The sequence below is a fragment of the Sphingobacterium detergens genome, assembly GCF_003610355.1.
In the GTDB taxonomy this organism is placed as follows: domain Bacteria; phylum Bacteroidota; class Bacteroidia; order Sphingobacteriales; family Sphingobacteriaceae; genus Sphingobacterium; species Sphingobacterium detergens.
This window is the reverse complement of record NZ_RAPY01000001.1, coordinates 2,024,047-2,045,153: the sequence shown is the minus strand read 5'-3', so window position 1 is coordinate 2,045,153 and position 21,107 is coordinate 2,024,047. Positions and strand designations below refer to the sequence as shown.

Annotated in this window: 13 protein-coding genes; 12 read left to right on the top strand and 1 reads right to left on the bottom strand. The window is 41.5% G+C overall.

Translation table 11 applies throughout. The annotated features are described in order from the left end of the window. Nucleotide 1: 1 nt before the first annotated feature. From DFQ12_RS08925 to DFQ12_RS08885, 9 genes are all read left to right on the top strand, one after another. Nucleotides 2-2,926: a glycoside hydrolase family 2 TIM barrel-domain containing protein gene (locus tag DFQ12_RS08925; protein ID WP_120258583.1), complete on the top strand. Its 2,925-nt coding sequence runs from the start codon at nt 2-4 to the stop codon at nt 2,924-2,926. Nucleotides 2,927-2,950: 24 nt separating this feature from the next. Then, nucleotides 2,951-4,564, top strand: coding sequence for a glycoside hydrolase family 43 protein (locus tag DFQ12_RS08920; RefSeq protein ID WP_208642478.1), 1,614 nt, complete (start codon nt 2,951-2,953; stop codon nt 4,562-4,564). 187 nt (nt 4,565-4,751) lie between these two features. Continuing rightward, nucleotides 4,752-6,095, top strand: coding sequence for a MutS-related protein (locus DFQ12_RS08915; RefSeq protein WP_120258581.1), 1,344 nt, complete (start codon nt 4,752-4,754; stop codon nt 6,093-6,095). A 102-nt stretch (nt 6,096-6,197) separates the two neighbouring features. Then, nucleotides 6,198-8,096, top strand: coding sequence for a glycoside hydrolase family 97 protein (locus DFQ12_RS08910; RefSeq protein ID WP_120258580.1), 1,899 nt, complete (start codon nt 6,198-6,200; stop codon nt 8,094-8,096). A 270-nt stretch (nt 8,097-8,366) separates the two neighbouring features. Further along, nucleotides 8,367-8,903 carry an RNA polymerase sigma-70 factor gene (locus DFQ12_RS08905; protein WP_120258579.1) on the top strand — a complete coding sequence of 179 codons (537 nt, stop codon included), beginning with the start codon at nt 8,367-8,369 and terminating at the stop codon, nt 8,901-8,903. A 32-nt stretch (nt 8,904-8,935) separates the two neighbouring features. Continuing rightward, nucleotides 8,936-9,832: an aldo/keto reductase gene (locus DFQ12_RS08900; RefSeq protein WP_120258578.1), complete on the top strand. Its 897-nt coding sequence runs from the start codon at nt 8,936-8,938 to the stop codon at nt 9,830-9,832. Next, nucleotides 9,829-11,001 carry an enolase C-terminal domain-like protein gene (locus tag DFQ12_RS08895; protein ID WP_120258577.1) on the top strand — a complete coding sequence of 391 codons (1,173 nt, stop codon included), beginning with the start codon at nt 9,829-9,831 and terminating at the stop codon, nt 10,999-11,001. The genes DFQ12_RS08900 and DFQ12_RS08895 overlap by 4 nt, the downstream gene beginning before the upstream one ends. A 20-nt stretch (nt 11,002-11,021) precedes the next feature. Continuing rightward, nucleotides 11,022-12,581, top strand: a complete 1,560-nt coding sequence (locus DFQ12_RS08890) for a sodium:solute symporter family transporter (protein ID WP_120258576.1) — start codon at nt 11,022-11,024, stop codon at nt 12,579-12,581. Between the two features lie 79 nt (nt 12,582-12,660). Continuing rightward, nucleotides 12,661-13,092, top strand: coding sequence for an L-rhamnose mutarotase (locus DFQ12_RS08885; protein WP_147420365.1), 432 nt, complete (start codon nt 12,661-12,663; stop codon nt 13,090-13,092). Here the strand turns inward: DFQ12_RS08885 and DFQ12_RS08880 are convergent. Next, a complete protein-coding gene (locus DFQ12_RS08880) occupies nt 13,079-13,960 on the bottom strand; it encodes an AraC family transcriptional regulator (RefSeq protein WP_120258574.1) in 882 nt (293 codons plus the stop codon). The genes DFQ12_RS08885 and DFQ12_RS08880 overlap by 14 nt on opposite strands. 529 nt (nt 13,961-14,489) lie before the next feature. Here DFQ12_RS08880 and DFQ12_RS27930 point away from each other — a divergent pair. The 3 genes from DFQ12_RS27930 to DFQ12_RS08865 all read left to right on the top strand — a co-directional run bounded on the left by DFQ12_RS27930 (nt 14,490) and on the right by DFQ12_RS08865 (nt 21,072). Further along, nucleotides 14,490-16,742, top strand: a complete 2,253-nt coding sequence (locus DFQ12_RS27930) for a hypothetical protein (protein WP_147420364.1) — start codon at nt 14,490-14,492, stop codon at nt 16,740-16,742. A 41-nt stretch (nt 16,743-16,783) separates the two neighbouring features. Next, entirely contained in the window at nt 16,784-19,063 is a 2,280-nt protein-coding gene (locus DFQ12_RS08870; RefSeq protein ID WP_208642476.1) for a hypothetical protein, read from the top strand. Between the two features lie 62 nt (nt 19,064-19,125). Continuing rightward, a complete protein-coding gene (locus tag DFQ12_RS08865) occupies nt 19,126-21,072 on the top strand; it encodes a right-handed parallel beta-helix repeat-containing protein (RefSeq protein ID WP_167457215.1) in 1,947 nt (648 codons plus the stop codon). Nucleotides 21,073-21,107: the final 35 nt, after the last annotated feature.

Sequence of the window (21,107 nt, the reverse complement as noted above, 5' to 3'; positions counted from 1 at the left end):
AATGAATAAGTTTTTAAGAGAATTAACAATCCTGCTTTTATTGGTATGGGGATCCTGTCTCCAGAGTTTTGGGAAAAAGCCAACGAGCCGTATTGAGTATCAATTAAATGCGAATTGGGCCTTTTATCGTGGCGATCTTAAAGGTGGGGAAGGTATTGGTTTGGATGACTCCAAATGGATCCCGGCAGTATTGCCACACGTGATGCAGCTTGAGAAGAAGCACAACGGTGGTGATGTTATCTACGATGGGATAGGTTGGTATCGACGCTATTTCAAACTCTCCAATCAGTATCGTGGTAAGAAGGTCTTTGTGCAGTTTGAAGGTGTGATGAACAGCTGTGAGGTGTTTGTCAATGGTAAAAGCGTTGGTAAGCACCATGGTGGATATGTTGGCTTTACTTTGGATATCACAGATCAGCTCCATTTTGATCAGACAAATAACGTTATTGCAGTTCGGGTGTCGGCTGAGTACGATCCATTGACACCTCCGGGTAAGCCCCAAGATAGACTTGATTTCTATTATTATAGCGGAATCTATCGGGATGCCAAATTGGTAGTTTCCGATCCCTTGCGCATTACCGATGAATTGGAACCAGATGCGACCCAGAATTCGGGTGTTTTTGTGCATTATCCTAAGGTGGATAAAAGCAATGCCACGGTCGCTGTAAAGACTGAATTGAAAAATGATGATAAAGTGGCTAGGAAGGGGCATCTCTTGACCTTATTGAAAGATACCAAAGGAAAAGTTGTAGGGCAGCAACGCGTATCATTTGAGTTGAAACCGCAAGAACGTCGACGGATAGACCAACAGATAGAAGTCAAAAATCCTCAATTGTGGCATCCCTATCATCCTATCTGCTATAACTTGGAAAATCGGGTGTATCTTGCCGATGGTGTCGAAGTGGATCGCCGTTCCGAGCAAATAGGTATCCGTCAGATTCGATATACCAAAGATGGAGGGTTCTTTATTAATGGCGAGCATCTTTATATGGTCGGTGCCAATCGACATCAAGGTTATCCTTATGTTGGTGATGCAGCATCTAATTCCGTACAGGAACGGGAAGTGATCGATATGAAACGTGGTGGATATAATGCGGTTCGGGCAGCACATTATCCACACGACCCTGCATTTTTGGAAGCTTGTGACCGTCACGGCCTCTTGGTTGTCGAATGTGTCCCGGGATGGCAGTATTTTAATAAGGCAGCAGAGTTTACAGATCGTTTGGAATCCATAACGCGCAGTATGATCCGTCGTGATCGAAACCGACCTTCTGTTATTCTGTGGGAGACGGCATTAAATGAAACCAGTTACCCCCTGTCGGTGGTGAAGCGTATTGCTGAAGCCGCACATGCCGAATATCCCGGGGATCAGTTTTATACCGCCGGTGATTATTTTAGTCATGAGGAAACAGAATCTTATTATGATGTTTTCTACAAACAGGTGTCCAAATACCCCAAAGATGGTAACGTGATGAGCAATTATCTTGAAGATCAGATAGCAGTTAAACCTTTGTTGACCAGGGAATGGGGCGATGGTGTAGGGGAAAAGCCAAGGGTAAGTCTGACCGAAAATGAATATGAGCAAATGCGGCAGGGACGTAGCCGATTACATCAAATGAATGGAAATGGCTATTTCGATTGGTGTATGTTGGACGCCAACCCGCGTATGGGGGGGCACTTTATGTGGAGTTATAACGATTATACCCGTGGTGCTGAGGAAGAGACTATGTATTCTGGTGTGGTCGATGTAAACCGATATCCTAAGTTTGCCTATTACATGATGCAGAGTATGCGTCCTTATCAGCTGAATCAAAAGGGAGTCTTTACAGGCCCTATGGTATTTATTGCTTCCTATAACTCGCCGGAAAAACTGAAGACATCAAGTACTGAAATCACGATTTATTCAAATTGTGAAGTTATTGAACTCTATAGAAATGGAAAGTTTATTGCGCGGCAAACCCGTGAAGAACGAGCCAAGGTCTACCCGTACATCGTGGGAAAAGGCGGGAGTCCAAGTTTTGTTTTTGATGCGGGCGAATATGAAGCCGGCGAACTGAAGGCATTAGCCTATGTAAAAGGCAAAGTGGTTGCACAAAATACCGTGCATACAGCCGGTGCAGCTCATCATATTGAAGTCCTGATACCGGAATATGGCATTCAGCCAGCTGCGGATGGATCCGATATGATTCCGGTGTATTTTAAAGTATGTGACAAAGAGGGCAACCTGTTGCATGATGCACAGACAGAGATCCGTATTCAGGTTACAGGTGAAGGACACTTAATTGGGGATGGTTCGGCGCGTATCGCAGCAAACCCACAGGTCGTTGAAGGCGGAATTGGATTTGCTTTTGTGCGTACCAGCAAAAAAAGCGGGACAATTCATATCAGCGCATCAGCTGCAGGTTTGGAAAGCGGAAGCAAAGATGTCAGATCGATCCGACCTACATCCAGTGAAATCCTTGATGGTGATCACGCTGTCTTTTGCGGAAAGGAAGAAGATCATGCAGTTATTAAACACACAAAATGGGATAAAGAACTGCTGGCTCGGCCAAAAGTGAAATTTAAAAGTATAACAGCAACATCAGCACATCCTGATTTCCCGGTTGCTCATGTGAACGATAGCGATGACTATTCGTGGTGGATTGCAGATCAGGATAAGTTCCCGCAGGTCGTTAACTTTGAATTGGACGAGGCAACCCAGGTGGTCGGTGCCCGTATTCGTTTGCAGAAAGATAGCTCGAAATATCGCTATAAAGTAGAAGGGTCGTTAGATGGAATTACATGGGAAGATTTGTATGAAAAGGAATGTACGGGGTGGGATTTTAAACCGGTCAAACTGGATAAAGTGATGCGATTTATACGGATCAGTATCTTGGAGGTATCCGAGGGGAGAGCAGGATTAGCCGAAGTGTCCCTGTTTCAATAAATAATAACAACGAATTAAATAAACATGAATACAATTATAATGAAGCGCTACTGTAAGTCATCCACGAAACTGGGATTTGCGCTGGCTTTGACACTATCAATTTTTGGCCGGGTGTCGGCACAACAGGTATGGAGTCCTGACAATGGAAACGGAACGTTTACCAACCCTTTGTTTTGGGGTGATTGGCCCGATCCGGATGTTATCCGTGTTGGTGATGACTTTTATATGATTTCAACGAGTATGCACTATGTACCGGGTGCACCGATTGTGAAGTCTAAAGATTTGGTGAATTGGGAAATGTTAGGTTATGCCGTAGATCGTTATGAAGAAGATCCCCGTTATAATATGGAAGGAGGAACTTTGTACTTGAATGGTTCATGGGCAGCAACCTTGAAGCATCATAATGGGAAATTCTACGCTGGATTCTGTACACCATATGGTTGGGGGCGAGAAAAAGGTAATTTTTCCATCTGTGAGGCAGATAAAGCTGAAGGTCCCTGGAAACGGACTATCTTTCCTGAATACCTTTATGATCCGGGATTGTTCTTTGATGATAATGGTAAAGTTTATGTCGTGCATGGTCAAGGTACATTATACCTAACAGAACTAAATGCAGATGTTAAATCCGTGAAGAGCGATAAAGTCAAAATCTGGCAAGGGAGTTTCAAGAATGCCAACGAACTTGGAGGACATTTTGGAATGGAAGGAGCACATATGTACAAGATCAAGGGCAAGTACTATATCACCTGTCCGGCAGGTGGAACACAGGGCTGGCAGATCTGTTTGCGTTCCGATAATATTTATGGTCCCTATGAACACAAATTGATTCTTAATGATAATAGTTCTTATCCCGACAACGGTTTACATCAGGGTGGTATGGTACAGTTGAAAAACGGAGACTGGTGGTTTGTGATCATGCAGGATCGTGGTGCCATAGGTCGGGTCCCTCATCTTCTGCCTGTCAAATGGGAAGATGGATGGCCGATGCTCGGAACAGGTAACAAGGATGTCATTACCTATAAGAAACCCAATGTCGGAAAGACCTATGCTGTAAAAACTCCAGCGACGACAGATGAATTCAATGGAAGTAAACTGGGCTTACAATGGCAATGGAATCATAACCCTGACAATAGCAAATGGTCACTGCAAGAACGTAAAGGTTATATGCGTTTACATGCTTCACGCGCAGATTCTTTAAAAACGGCCCGTAATACCTTGACACAACGTGTGCAGGGGCCGAGTTCGGAAGGTACTGTTGAAATTGATCTGAAGGGATTGAAAAATGGCAATGTAGCTGGCTTTGGTATCTTTGAATTTCCTTATGCTTTCGTCGCTGTGGAACAGGTCAATGGCAAACGAAAAATTATCATGAGCAATGATGATAAGATTATTGAGCGCAAAGAGAATTTTGAAGGTGACAAACTATGGGTGCGGGTGCGTGTGACCGATAAGGGATTTGTTGCGAAATTTTATTATAGTACCGATGGTGAAAATTTTTATGTCATTGGAAATGATTTAACCATGCAACTCGGCTTACCTTGGACAGCAAACCGTTTTGCACTGTTCAACTATAGTAAAAGTGCTGAAGGGGTGGACGGTTATGCCGACTTTAACTGGTTTAGGTTTACCAATAAGTAAAATATGGTTTAAAAATAATAGCCTATATTTACACGAAAGCCTAGTATCATTTGACGATGCTAGGCTTTTTTGTTGCTTTTTGCAAAACGCATAACTATTCTGATACAGTATTGGCAATAACAGTGATTTTAGGTAAGTTTAGAAAACAGTACCAAGAACCACGCATGAAGCAGTCCCGTGAGAAAATATGAATATTGTTGACAAACAGACCTTAGCAGATTTAAATGTTACGAACAGTCAGTATAGAGACATGGTTGATTTTTTCGACCGTACAATTACATGGGGTGGTCGAGATACCCTGTATACGTATTTTCTTGAACCGCTTTCCGCCAAATCGGAAATAGAAGATAGACAGTGGATTATTCGTTTTATGCAAGGGGTGGATATTACGGATATTCTGGATAAATATATGATGCAAGATCTCGAAAAATATTTATCGTTACCATTGGAACCCTATTCAGCAACCAAAACATCCTATTACTTGGAACTGGTATCGACAAATTTTCTTTCGTTAGACTTCAAAAAACGCGATCTATTAATCAGACGCTCTATTTATGAAATAGCGAAAATCATAGATTATCTCAACGTATTTCTCGGGTCCATTAAGTCTCAGCATCCCACCAGAAGTATTATAGCCAATTACTGCGATAAAATTGATTGTGTACTTGAAGATATCGATCAGGCTGAGTTTGAAAAACTGTTGGAAAATAAACTGTCCCTGGAACTGATGATTAAATATGATTATCAGTTTAGGAATATAAAGCGAAATGCAATACGGGAAGTATTTGAGGTTTTATATCAACTGGACGCCTTGTATGGTGTGGCTCAAGCTACCAAAGGTAAGCCCCTTAATTTCCCTAGTATTGACGATCGAAATTTAGGTTCCGATATGATAAAAATAGGGGCAGCGTATAATCTTTTTCTAGAAGATCCGGTCAAGAATGATATTGAAATAAAAAGAGGTGGTAACTTATGGTACCTTACGGGCGCGAATATGACGGGCAAGTCTACCTTATTGAAAACCATTGGAACCTGTGTGTATTTGGCGCATCTTGGCTTTCCTGTCCCTGCGGATGTTATGGAAACGGTGTTGTTTGATGGGATATCAGCGACAATAAATCTAGGCGATAATATCAATGTCGGTGCGAGCCATTTTTTTAATGAGGTACTTCGTGTAAAACACTTAGCTGAATTACTTGCTGCGGGTAAAAAGATGTTTGTGCTGATGGATGAGCTATTTAAGGGCACAAATCACAATGATGCCAGTGAGGCAACATTGGAACTCATCAACTGTCTTCACAAATTTGACAATAGTGTATTCTTATTATCTTCCCATATCACTGAAATATCATCTTTGCTAGCTGGAGGAACTACCATAATGAAGCACTTGGCTGTCAGGTTAGATGAGGAGAAAGGACTTCTGTTTACCTACCAGCTTGCAGATGGTGTTGCAGAAGAAAAACTCGGTATGTGGCTCCTGCGGCGAGAACATGTATTTGATATTTTGCGGAAAACTCAGTCACAGCAATGATCGCAATAGCTTAGATTTTATTTTCTTTAGAAGCATACTAGGGTTGCGGTGATTCTACACGTCTTATACAAAGAGTTATTCTTTAGATAAAAAATCAAATTTATGATAAAGGTTATTTTACTTACTCTTTTTATTCCGCTGATTTCTATTGTACATGCACAAGAGATAAATTTGAAGAGCCCTACAGCTGTATTGCAGGCTGAGGTAAAGCTTACTTCACAGAAAAATTCCATACAATTATTGTCCAGTGCTAAGAAGGTGCTTACGACTATTGATCTATTAAACTTTGACTGGACTGAGAATATTGTAAAAGGAGACTGGCGACTATCCAAAAGTAATAAGAATACAGTGCGTCAGAAATGGAAACCTGTTTTTGGAGAATGTGATAATATCAAAGATTATTATAATCAATTGGACCTGCAATTGGAGTCTAGTGGAAATAAAAAGAAAATCTATGTGTATATACGACTTTATGATGAGGGAATAGCCTTAAAGTATGGTTTTGATGCCAATGATTTTTCTGGCGCTGCTATTAAATCTGAATATACAGCCTTTCGTTTCGGGACAGATGCAACTACCTGGGTTTCTGGCGCTGCACAAAGTGCTTATACAAAAACGAATCTGAGTCAGTTAAAAGGTGAGTTCGAGAGGCCGCTTGTTGTCAATCCTGCGCCACAATTATTTATGGCCATTGGAGAGGCAGCTTTGGTGGATTATGCCCGTATGAAATTTACTTATCAGGAAGAAAAACAAAGCTATGTTGTTCAGTCTGCACTATCCGGAGCAGTTGATTTAGATAAGGCTGGATATGAAAGTCCTTGGCGTTATGTTATGGTGGGAAATTCGGCTGGAAAACTGGTTGAAAATAATTATTTTGTTCTTAACCTCAACAAGCCTAACACGATTAAAGATACCTCTTGGATAAAGCCCGGCAAAGTGCTGCGTGAGGTGACTTTGACCACTGATGGTGGGATTGCAGCAGTTGATTTTGCAGCACGTAATCAGATTGCTTATGTAGAATTTGATGCAGGCTGGTATGGACCTGAGGAGTCGACTACCTCGGATGCCTCTCAGGTAAACGTTGATCTCGCACGTTCCAAAGGCCCTTTGGATCTGCAATATATTATTGACTATGCGAATAAAAAAAATGTAGGTATCTTACTTTACGTCAATAAAAAGGCTTTGGAAAAGCAGTTGGATGAAATCCTACCAATTTATCAAAAATGGGGCGTTAAAGGCCTTAAATTTGGCTTTGTTAATGTGGGTAGTCAAGAGGCTACGGTATGGCTTCATGAGGCTGTTCGTAAAGCCGCTAAATATAAATTGATGGTTGATGTACATGATGAATATCGGCCTACGGGGTATTCCCGCACTTTTCCAAATCTTATGACACAGGAGGGTATTCGTGGTGATGAGGAATCGCCGAGCTCTGAACAGAGTCTGACGACAATGTTTACACGTGCCATTGCAGGTGCTGGTGATTATACCAACTGTTATCATGCCGTTCGTGTAAATACCAAAATGGGAGGGAAGGCAGCCCAAATGGCCAAGGCAATTATGATCTATAGCCCATGGCAGTTTATCTATTGGTACGACCGTCCGGCTGATGCACCGCATAAAGCTGGTGGCGCAGGAGGAGAACACGAAAGCTTGATTGACGAATCTGAAAATACCCTAGAATTTTATCGTGGTCTCCCTGTAACTTGGGATGAAACCAAAATTTTGAAATCGGATATTGGAGAATGTGGTGTTATCGCCAGGCGTTCGGGAAATCGCTGGTATATTGCCATGCTTGGCGCAAATATAAAACAAGATATCAAAATAGACCTTTCTTTTGCCGGGAATCCGGAACATCTCAAAGCACATTTATGGAGTCAAGATACTCAGGATCTAATCAATAATATCGTAAATAAAAAGGAGCTCAAGCTAAATTCGGCAACATTTGCTACAGTGCTACCACCTAATGCAGGGGCCGTATTGATTGTAGATACCTTGAAATAACTGTCGTTCAATCTTTAATACTTTTAAAATCAGCCATTGACATTAATGGCTGATTTTATTTTAGCCTCAATCTATGTTTTTACCCTTTTGGCAAATGATGATGAATTTAAAGGGCTGCAAAGAAAACACCAATAATAGTCAAATTTGACGTGGTTGTAGTGTGTGCATATTTGAAACTTTACAGATAAGAAAGAAACAATTTGTTAGGTAGGGAGAGATAAAACTCCATTGCAATGAAGACAAAAGCTTTCCATATTTCTAAACTATGTAATGAAACAGATAGCAGACAACTTTGATCAATTATTTAAAGCGTATCATTACCGATCGTTTTTATTCGCAAAATCTTTTGTTCATATCGATGTGGTTGCCGAAGATATCACTGCTGATGCACTTATGATAACATGGATACGAATGCAGGAGAAGAATTTGTTGTCACCAAAAAGCTTTCTGCTAAAGGTAATTAGAAATAAAGCTCTGGATTATCTGAAGCATCAGCGAATTCACCGGCAATTGATAGAATCTTTGGATAATTGGGACGAGTGGGAACAGCAACTGCGGATTGACAACTCAAACGAAGTCAATGATGGACAAATTTTCCTAAAAGAAATTAAGCAAATAACGCAGCAAACCTTGGATACAATGCCTATGAAGACGAGAGAAGTTTTTGAATTGAGCCGGTTAAGTTATGTTAGTGGTAAAGAAATCGCTCAACAATTAGGGATTTCACTAAAGGGGGTGGAGTATCATATCACCAAAGCGCTTAAAGTATTGACGGTTAACCTGAAAGAATATATGCTGGCTTCTTAGTATTTTAGATACTGGATTTTTGATTAAATAACATGTACAATCAAGGAATAGATAGGGTAATATTGGGGACAGCTGGATTGGGTGGTGCCTGGGGAGCTGTGGACGAGGAAGAGTCTGTTCAAACCATATTTGACGCTTTGTCCCATGGAATTATGGCACTGGATACAGCCCCGGCCTATGGGCGCGCAGAACATTTTGTTGGCATAGCCTTAAAACAATGGGCAGGAGTGAAGCCTGCAATTAGTACCAAAGTAGGCCGATTAAAAGGGGATACTGCTACTGAGGCTCGTTATGACTATTCGAAAAGGGGGATGGAAAGGAGTCTAGAGGATAGTCTAGCTAGACTCGGAATACCACAGGTTGATGTACTTTTTTTACATGAACCCGCGGTTGTAGCACCAGAAATGGCCGAAGGGGTCGTACGTCAAATGTTACGGTTTAAAGAACAGGGCCTAGCGAAGCAGATCGGCCTAGGTGGTAACCTGCCGGAATGGTTCAGGCCATTTTTCGTAGAGGGGCAATTTGATGTTTTAATGGAGTATAATAGGTTGAATGCCTGTAATCTAGATGCAACTCATAGCACTATTCCGATATGTGTACAAGCTCAAAAAGAGTACTATGCTGCGAGCCCGCTGAATATGGGATTGTTGGGATGTAATTTTAGGCAATTCTCTCAGTCAATACCCGACTGGCTTGGTTCCAAAGCGGTGGAACAGGCAAGACGGGTGCACGCCATTGCGGAACGGTATGGTATGCTGTTGGATGTAATGGCATTACGATTTTTATACACAATACCCGCATCTTTTAAAATTGTAATAGGAGCTGCAAATCAATATCAACTAAATAGTTCCCTTAATGCGATTAGCCATGGTGCTCTGCCGGTCGCGATTTATAATGAAATACTTCAAACGTTTAACGAGAATAAATGAATAGAATAGAACAGGAGATTTTTAATATCCAAAAAATCAGTATTCGCGTCTTAGAACCAGTCGCGACGATAACTCCTTTTCAAGATGCAACAATGGGACCTTTCCCGAGTTTCGGCCTGTCGATCATCCGTATTGAGGATGCTGATGGTTATGTTGGTGAAGCTCCTGTATATAACAGTTATAACAATATATTAGAAACCTGCCTATTTCCGATATTATTTCATTGTGAAGGCATGTCCTACCAGGAGTTTTTCCCAAAGTTGTATTGGTCTATCCGAAATGAAGGATTTAAAGGTGCAGCCTCTGCTTTATTGGGACAGGTCGACATGGCCCTTCATGATTTGGCGGCCAGCAGGCAAGGTGTACCCCTGTATCGTTATATCGGTGGGGAAAGAAATCGGGTAAAGATCTACGGCAGTGGAGGGGGAACCAATTATACATTGCAGGAGTTAGAAAATGAGGTTGCCTTATTTTTGGATGCTGGAGTAGATTGCTATAAAATGAAGATCGGTAAGGATTTTGGAACGAATATGGCCGCTGATATTGATCGGGTAAAACATGTGCGTAAATTGGCGGGGGATCAGATGCAAGTGGCTGTGGATGTTAATCAGATCTGGTCTTCAGCAGATGTATTTAGATTTATAGATGCTATTGGTGAAGATGAATTATGTTGGCTTGAGGAACCTTTACATTCTGCGGCATACGATCAGATTGAAGAGCTCTGCAAGCGCACATCGGTAGCTGTGGCCTATGGTGAATCTGAGCGTACTTCCAAGATTTTTCCCATGTTGGCTAATTGTGGTGTCAAGCATTTACAACCGGTACCAACCCAGTTTGGTGGCATAAGAGAATGGATGGAAGTTCGGGACTTATGTGCGAAGCGTAATTTGCAGCTCTCTTCTGGCGGGTATTCCTTATATTCGAGCTTTTTAATGACAACAGCAAGCGAAAACAGTACGATCGAATATTTGTATTCCCTGATGTATGGTTTGGAAAAGTATTTTATGATTCGACCGACATTGGAAAAGGGGCATTTTCATTTACCAGAATCAGCAGGATTGCCTGTAAGGATTGATTGGGATTATTGTTTTAAGGAAAATAAAATCGTACGGGAGCAGGTCTGGTTAAAGCAGGACGTACCAGGATATAATCCACTAGTTAGCATGTAGCACCATAAAAATAGAATCTAATGAGCCTAACATTTAATAGTATTGATTATCTGGTTTTAGTATTATATGCAATAGCTCTGTTTTATATCGGTTTTCGCTTCAGTAAAAAGGAGAAAAGTCAACAAGATATATTTTTGGGTGGACGGTCGCTGAAGTGGTGGCAGATCGGTTTCTCTATCTTTGGCGCCAATGCAGGACCAATGATGTTGATCGGATTTGCGAGTATCGGATTTTCTCATGGTATTGTAGCTAGTAATTTCGAGCTGCTTGCCTGGGTTTTTCTGATGTTGCTGGCGATGATTTTCTTACCTTACTACCTGAAAGCCAAAATAAGTACGATCCCACAGTTTCTATTAATTCGTTTTGGCAAAAGATCTTATAATTTCCTGATTGTATACAGTTTGATGTCCATATTGGTGGTATGGTTAGGTAGCGCTTTGTATGCGGGGGGATTACTCATCTCTGGTATTTTCGGTTGCCAACTATTTACAGCCATCGTAATCATTGCTGTAGTGGCTACTAGTTTTACCGCAATAGGGGGATTGAAGGCTGTCGTTCGTACCGGAGTTTTTCAGTCTGTGATCATTATCATATCCTCTGTTATTTTAACCTTCCTTGGCTTTCAAAAGATTGGTTCTCTTGATGCTCTGGTCAGCCAAACTCCAGAATCTTATTGGAAATTATTTCTTCCGGCATCTAATCCCGAGTATTCATGGATAGGCATTGTATTGGGCTATCCTGTGGTGGCCATCTATTATTGGTGTGCAGATCAGACGATCGTGCAAAAAGTGCTTGCAGCAAAAGACCTCAAGGAAGGACAATATGGAGCTTTATTTATCGGCGCACTTAAGATTATTATGCCGATCATATTTATTCTGCCGGGTATCATGTGCTTTGTGTTATTTAGGAATACTGCGCCAGACAATGCCTATATTACCATGATCAAACAATTGATGCCCCACGGTTTATTGGGTTTGAGTATTGCAGCTCTGATTGCTTCATTGGTGGATACGGTATCCTCCAGCTTAAATTCGTTCTGTACAGTATTTACATTAGATGTGGTCCAACAATTTAAAGTGCTGAACAGTAATCAGCAAAGACGTATGGGGAAGTGGGTAACGGTATTTGTTGCCTTGGTAGGGATTGGAATAGCCATGTTATTTTCCTATTCCGGAAAGGGTTTTTTTGATCTGACACAAGGCTTGGTGTCCATTTTGGCTCCGCCACTGGCCGTAGTCTTTCTTTGGGGAGTTATCTGGCGTGGTGTCAATGGGATTGCTGCCGAAGTTGTACTCTACGGAGGTGGCCTAATCTGTTTGGTGTTGGGTGTCTGCCATGTTCTAAATTATCCGTATCAGGGCTACTGGCCGCATTTTTTAATGCTTTCTTTTTATATTTTTGTCGCGTTGAGCCTTGTTATTGTTGCGGTGTCACTCTTGACCAAATCCAAAGATAATCTGGAAATACCAACTTTGTTTGAACAACACGCAGGAGAGACAAGAGGGCAGTCTAAATCTGTCTGGCTGAGTTGGGCTGGTCTGGCAATTGTTATGATCATGATTTATATTTATTTTAATTGACATTATTCGTGAATTGGTATCCGATCTAATCTGGTTTCAACATATCGACCATTTAACTGATGGAATAAACAAATTGGAAATGAAAATTCTTATTCGACTATTAGGACTATGCACCGCTGTGTTATTTGTAATGTGTAAAGGGGAGGTCTCAAAATCTCCATTGACTGACTATGATGAGCATGTCTTTGTTGTCAATATTGTAGACGATGCCAAGAAATTAAAGGAATACTTGACTTATCACAAGCAGGTGTGGCCTGAAGTGGAAGCTGGGTTTAAAAAAGCAGGTTACCAGCGGATTGCACTTTATCGTTTCGATAAACTGATTGTTATGACAATTCGTGTACCTTCGGGTGCCGATCTGGCAAAGATGGGTAAGATAGCCGAATCCTACAGCCCAAAATGTGCTGAATGGAACCTCCTCATGAATACTTATCAGCATGGGGTCCGTGGAACCAGCGAAAAACAGACATGGGTAGAAACAGATCTTTTTTACGAATTTAAAAACAAATAGCTTCCGGCGTACGGTATTGCTTTAAGAACTCACGGGGTGAACTACCTTTGACATCCTTAAAGTGTTTGTTGAAGTTTGAAATATTATTGTAACCGCTTTTATAGCAGGTCTCTGTAATATTATATCTTCCCTCCATCAATAATTTAGCGGCATGACCAATGCGTATTTCTTTTATAAAATCTACTAAAGTTCGATTGGTCTGCATTTTAAAAAAACGACAAAAGGCCGAAGAAGACATAGGGACAACAGAAGCCACATCCTGTAAAGTGATATCTTCCCTAAAATGCTGGAATATATAGTCAAAAACTCGATTGATCCGATTCGCATCACTGGAATTTTCAATGATATTAAAAGAAGGAGAAGATAAAGTTTTATACGATCTAGATAAGGCTAATTTGTCTAGAAGTTGTAACATCAATACAACACGGGATAGTCCTGTTGCGTGCAACATCTCTTTGAGGATTTCTTTGGCCTGTCTGACGATAGGGCCGGAAAATATAACTCCTTTTGCAGCATTGATAAACAACTGGTTGAGGAGGATAGCCTCTGGCTTAGTCAATAAATCTTTTCCCAGAAAATCAGGATAGAAATGTATGATGGTAGCACTTGCTGGTTTGTCTGTCTCAACAGTATTATGATATTGCCAACAATGTGGTAGATAGCTGCCTAATAGTACCAGTTCATCTCCTTCGAAGTCTTCGATATGGTCGCCGATAAATCGTTTTCCGATACAATTTTCCAAGAGTGCAATTTCAAAATTCAAGTGCGACTTTAACGAAGTGTATTTCTTGATTTCGAGTTCTTCACTACGGACGGTAAATGATTGATCAGGTGGAAATGTAAAGTTTTCATAAATATGCTGCATCATAATAAAAGCTTTAAATCGTTTAAAAATCCTTGCATTATAGCAACCGGTTGCATAATTTAGTTAAAGGTAGAGAAAATTTTTGTTAATTTATAGCATTTAAGATGTCCATGTATCAAATGTCCTATGCAAAATAACATAATAAAAGAGCAATTTATTGGTGGTTCGGTTTTTATATAATCGCGAAATTTACAGATAACCTGAGCTATATAAATGATACAAATAACCATGTTCAATAGAATACGCTTGTTTATGGCCTGGAAAGTATAAATTCAGTGTACAGGGAGTAAAATTGAAATAGAATGATGATCTCGATGTGAATTTCATGAGTTTAGCAATTTTGTGAATTAAGTGATAGAGCAGATCTATGGAAAGATCCGGAAGTAATTTTGCATACACTGTATGATATAAAAATGAAAAAGTCGCGGTATAATTTAGAGTACCTTTTGACCCGTGTGGAAGTTGGGCTATTATTACGACCCAACTACTTATGTTATCCAACGACTATTGATCAGAATAATAAATCTAATAGATGAGAAGCAAATACAATATACTACTAAAAAAAATAGTGGGAAGCCTGTTGCTCTGTGTAACTACATTCAATAGTTTTTCTCAGGACTGGTTACCCAAACAGCAGGATAAAAAAGTGGTATTCCGTTTATTGGACTGCCATTATGAGGGTGCAAAATTAAAGCAAAGTTCTGTTATAGACATACATTCCGACAACTGGGATGTCAAGCAGGAGATTTTGAAAAAGATAGGGGACAATGCGGTAAGTTACCGATTTATTTTTAAGGCGAAAAAGGCCATGAAAGATGTGGGGGTAGCCGTAGCTTTTGATGCATATGATTGGTCTAGCGATAATTTTGTTATGATCCCTGCTGTCGTCTATAATGGTAATAGACAACGTATTGTTAACCGCGAATATGCGACAGGGCTAGACAAAACGGATTATTATCGAAAGGATTTGGCACTAACATCCAATCCGATTCCCCAGCTTTCCCCTGAATTTGGCGCACGCTCCCAATTGGAGGTCAATATAAGTAATACTACCACGCCACTGATGGCCTACCTGGACCGCAAGCAAAAAAGAGGAGTTTTTCTTTTTACAGATCAAGGTATCACATGGAAAAGTGAGGTGAAAGACCATGCGTTAATTGTTGAAGAAAGCTCAGATCGGAGCATGGCTAGTTTTGTTGTCAGTGCTCCTGGAGTAAGATCACGTAAACCCGAGTTTATCGGTTTTAGCGATAGCCCCGATCGTGGGATCACTGTAGCCCCAGGTGATGAACTTGAGATTCGGGTCACTAGGATAGAATTTCAAGCCGAGAATGTCGCTAGCCTCTACGATCGTTTTATGAAGGAGCGGAAACTACACCTCAGGGAAGCATCTCCCCGTAATTTAATGCCGATGAGTGAAGTCCTGTCCCGCATGGCAAAAAATATTGATGAACGTTATTATTCAAAAGATAAGGTGGGATTTTACTGTCCTGAAAATGCAGATTGGATGTCCTATGGCTGGGTTGGTGGATTGATCAATACCTATCCTATGCTTGCACTGGGCGATAGTGTACATTTTGGACGAGTGAACAGCACATTCAATTTCGCACTTCCTCAGGGGCGTGGCGCCAGCGGTTATTACTATGATGTGCTTGGTGCAGATGGCCAAGTTATTTATCGGGATGGCGCCAAACTAAATCCAGGTATCGGATTGACGCGTAAAAATGCCGATGTCCTGTACTGGATGGTGAAGCAGTTTATGTTATTGAAAAAACAGGGTAAATCTTCTTTGATTGTCAAAGAGTGGGAAAACTCAACCCGGCAACTTGCGGATGCATTTGTGAAAACTTGGCGTGAGGAAGGAACTTGGGGTAATTATTTGGCCGTTGAATCTGGTAAAGTTGCAGCTTATAATACAACAGGGGGAGCGATGGCTGTTGCGGGACTCACATTGGCGGCCTCTTATTTTAAAAACGACAATTATCTGCTGATAGCAAAAGAGGCTGCAAAAAAATATTACGATGATTTTGCACTGGTTGGTTTTACTTCGGGGGCCTGTGGCGATATACTTCAAAATGCGGACTCCGAAACCGCAATCGCTTTGACTACTTCGTTGATGACACTTTTTGAACAGACTGGAAACCGGATGTATCTGGAGCAGGCAAAAGATCTAGCAAATTACACCGCTTCATGGACGGTATCTTTTCCCTATCAGCTACCCGAAAATACAGCTCTCGCTAAATTGGGAGCTAACCTAACAGGAGCTGTATGGGCCAGCACGCAAAATAAGCATGGTGCTCCAGGCTTCTGTACACAGTCCGGTGATGTGCTATTTAAACTTTTTCGGGAAACGGGAATAAGCTTGTATGCTGACCTGATCCGCGATGTTATTCATGCTCACGCTGAAGGTATCCAACCAAATGGAAAGATTACCGAACGCCTGACGTATTGTGATGCAGATAGTCGAGGATCGCGTGGCGATGGTGGAAAAACAGGATGGAATGAAACCAATGGCGCGTTAATGGCCTTGGAGATACCGGGACTTTACGTTCGCAAGGACAAAGGGACTGCTTATGCCTTTGATCATATTATCGTGAAAGCGATCAAGAAAACAAGTCAGGGTTTAGCTATGACATTGTATAATCCAACAAGCTATGACGCGAATGTCTCGCTGCTGGCAGAAGATGCCGTCCAATCAACGAAACCTTTGGGAGAAAATGCTTTTTTGGACTGGAGTAAAAAAATAAAAATCAAAGCTGGGGACACGGTTCAGATAACGATATAAGGAGGGGCAGTACAGATACAAGATGTTTAAAAATAAAGCTAATGAAATTTTTGAAAACTAAATTACTATGTCTCGGGTTGATGGGACTATCGGCTGCAGGCTATAGTCAGACAACATTAAAAACAGATTATTTTAAGATTGTGATAGACCAGAAGGGCTATATCACGAGCATGCAGAACATGACAAAGAAACCGAACCGTGAGTTTAGTCCAGCAGACAAACCTTCGCCCTTAATGGTGATTTATAATGCCAAGAAAAGACTATACAACTATCCGGAACAAGCCAGTTATTCTGCTAGTGATAAGATTATGACTTTACGCTATCCGAACGGTTCTACAGCACGGATCAGCATATTACCCCAGGCGAAATATTTCAAGATGAAATTACTCTCGTTGACCAATTCGGAGGAAATTGAGGCGATTCAATGGGGTTCTTACCATACAAACATTACCAATTTATTGGGGGAGATTATCGGTGTAAGTAGGGATACAAGTGAATCCATAAATTATGCCATCGGTATGCTGGCCTTAAATGATAATACTTTGGGCGGAACGGCAGATATTCAGGGTGATGCGGCTCCGTTTCAGTATATTATCCATTCACCGGATGCTTCACGCTTTCCCTTGCCAAATAATTTACACGAAGGACAAGTGTTTACTTTAGGGGGGAACGGTATCAGTGATGTTGCCTTTTATGCACATAAGGAACCCTATTATCGAATTATGTATGGAAATGCGGCCGAGGTCGATAAGAATGGACGAATTTCAATTTCTTACCAATCCCGTGATCGTAGAAGTCCACGCGAAGTCTACTATTCGCTGATTCCTAATATGCCTTCCAACAAGCCGAATCATTTGCAGGTACAGCCTATTCCCGGAGTCGACTTTATCGGGTCCACGGTCGCTTTTTGGGGTAGCCCGGATAGTACTGCTTTGATGGATGTGGTACAAGATATTGTGCGTAAAGAAGGTCTACCGTACCCTACAGTAAATGGCAAATGGGTGAAAGATCCAGCGGCCTATGTGCCAGATATATTGACTGAAGGCGGCTATTACGATAATATGATCAAATATACAGATCGTTTGGGATTTAAGGCAATCAGCTTGTACGACCAAGGATTTCTACGTCCAGACCGTGGTAATGAGGGGTACATTGATGGTAAAAACTTTGAACATAAACCGTTGAAATTCTCGAAGGGGAATGCGCTTTCTCATAAGGAATATGCTGTATTAGCCGCTAAACATAATATTGTGATCGGTCGTACACCGATTACAAATGCCCTGGCTCCAGGAACAAAAGATGCGAGCCCCGTTCCAAGTGACAGTATCTGGTATCAGCAAAAAAGACTTCTAGCAAAAGGTATCAGTGCTACCGATACCTTAATCTATGTAGACGACCCTACGCATTTGGAGGAGATCGGAAGTTGGGAAGGGCATGTCAAAAGTTTGAATATGATTAAAATCGGAAAAGAACTTATCCATTATTTGGGTGTAAGCGACACCAAGCCGTATAGATTATTGAATGTAAAACGTGGTTATTGGGATTCCAAAGCAACAGCACATCAAGCGAACGATACCTTGTATAAATTGCAGGTAACAATTAACTATGGTTATGATGGCCTGATCCCGAATATACAGTTACAGGATAAAATAGCCGAATATTATGCCGATGTATGTGCGATCAACGGTCTGGGCTATTATGATTTTGACGGTCAGGAATTTCTATTTAACAATGGTCATGGCTATTATTCCGCAAAACGTTTTTTTCGCAAAATGTTTGAAAGGGCGAAACAACATGGCCTGGCGGATATTCGCTTTACTGGTGCTACATTATCAGAGGGATCTTGGCATTACCAGAGTATATGGAATGTTGGTGGAGGAAAGAACCTGTACGATGCGCAGACGCGGGAATGGGGGAGTGCGACAAGTCAGGGGAAAGACTTACGTGACGTTTGCTATGCCAATTTCTTTCCGGCAGGTATGGGTGGAAATTTCCCAATTACAGAAAAATCCACTGTCGAAGAGTATGAACATATCCAGGCGATGTCTGTGGGGACTGGCTCGACTTATAGTCTGAAATTGAATCAGCAACAGGTGGAAAGTTGTCTGCAGAAGGATGCTATCTTCAAGACAATCCGTACTTGGGAAAATGCACGTGCTGCAAATGCCTTTCCCAGATGGGTGAAAAAGAATCTGGTGGATCCAAGCCAAAGCTTTAGGCTGGAGGAATTGGATAAAGATCATTGGAATCTTTATCGCCTGAATAAAGATGGCTCAGGTAAAAAACTTCTATCAAAATTGACTCGTGCAAAAGGTTATTAAAAAGAAAGCCTGTGTTCTGTTTAAGCGGAATCCAGGCTTTTACTAAAATTTAAATGATGCGAATGAAAGTAAAGTTTTTGATTGTATGTAGTTTCCTCTTCAGTATCGGTTCTTTGGTCGCTCAAACGGACTCGAAATCTAAGGAATATCATGTTGCTATCGGGGGTAAAGATGGACAGGCTGGTACGCGGGAAAAGCCACTCCGAACCATTATGGCGGCGGCGAAGCTCGCTATGCCCGGTGATATCATCACGGTCCATGAAGGAGTCTACCGAGAGCATATTGTTCCGCCAAGAGGTGGGCTTTCGGAGACAAAACGGATTATCTACCGTGCGGCGAAGGGCGAAAAGGTCGTCATCAAGGGCTCAGAAGAAGTGAAAGGCTGGAAATTTTTACAAGACGATATCTGGCAATTAGAATTACCTAATTCATTCTTTGGTGCTTTCAATCCCTATCAGGAGGAGATTCGGGGGGACTGGTTTTGGCCGACACCCAAAGAACGTAAATATCATCGTGGAGCAGTCTATCTCAATGGACATTGGCTGATGGAAGCCACTTCCAAAGAACAGCTGTTGGAAGATCATTCTCCCAAGGGGGGATGGTGGGCTTCGGTAGATCGGGAGAAGACATCAATATGGGCTCGATTTCCACATGCCGACCCTAATCAACGAAAAGTAGAGATTAATGTACGCCGTCGGGTTTTCTATCCTGACCAACCTTTTGTCAATTTCATTACCGTGGACGGTTTTGTACTGGAACAAGCTGCTACCAACTGGGCTCCGCCAACAGCCGAGCAGGAGGGGCTTTTGGGTACGCATTGGAGCAAAGGCTGGCGCATCGTAAACAATACTATACAGTACTCTAAATGTGTTGGAATTGCATTGGGAAAATATGGCGATGACTACGATAATAGAGATACGGAGTCTGCCGAAGGCTATGTCGGCACAATAAAAAGAGCGCTAGCTTTTGGGTGGAATAAAGATAGTGTCGGTAGTCATTATGTAGGCAATAATAAGATTGCCTATTGTGAGCAGGCTGGTATTGTTGGGAGCATGGGCTGTTCATTTAGTACAGTCGAAGACAATACCATCCATGATATCCATATCGAACGCTTGTTTACGGGAGCGGAAATGGCCGGAATAAAATTTCACGGTGCAGTAGATGTGAGCATCAGAAATAATCACATTTTCCGGACAAATATGGGGATTTGGTTAGATTGGATGGCTCAGGGAGCACAGATCACGAACAACTTATTTGACCACAATGATCTTGATGTATTTTTGGAGGTGACGCATGGACCTGCTATATTGGCCAATAACGTCATGCTCTCTACAAAAAATCTATCAATGAATGCGCAAGGAGCAGCATTTGTACATAATCTTTTTGCTGGAAAAATCGAAGTAATAGCCTACGATAGCCGATTGACACCCTATCTTAAACCGCATTCAACAGGACTTGTCGCGTTAAAAGATAATCCCGGTGGCGACGTGCAGTTCATCAATAATATTTTTGCAAAAGGAGCAGATATTAGCGATTATAACAAAGCCTACCTTCCTGTTTTGTTAGATGGAAATATTTATTTAAAGGGCAGTATCGGGGTTGCGACCAATAAGGTCAATGAACGAATGGGCGAAATTCATGCTGATGCCCAACAGCAAATGAAATCCTATGTAATGCACGCCGCAGTGGAAAAGGACGCATTAATTGATATGAAAGAGGTAGCTGACGTCGAGCTAATGGAAAAAGATGGTGAAGTTTATCTGGCATTCCCATTCTCCGAAAAATGGTCAAAACAAAAAAGGAACCTGGTGACTTCTAAATCATTGTTGCCAACGGTAATTTCGCAATTGCCTTTCGAGAATCATGATGGATCAGCACTTCAGATTGATCGCGACTATTTTGGTGAAAAAAGAAAGTCGTCTAACCCATTTCCGGGTCCTTTTGAATCTATCAGTAAAAGGGATAAACCCCAATTGATATGGTCTGAATCCAAAAAGTTACTACATTAACCGATAATTTCCCAATCAAGTGTTATGATAAAATC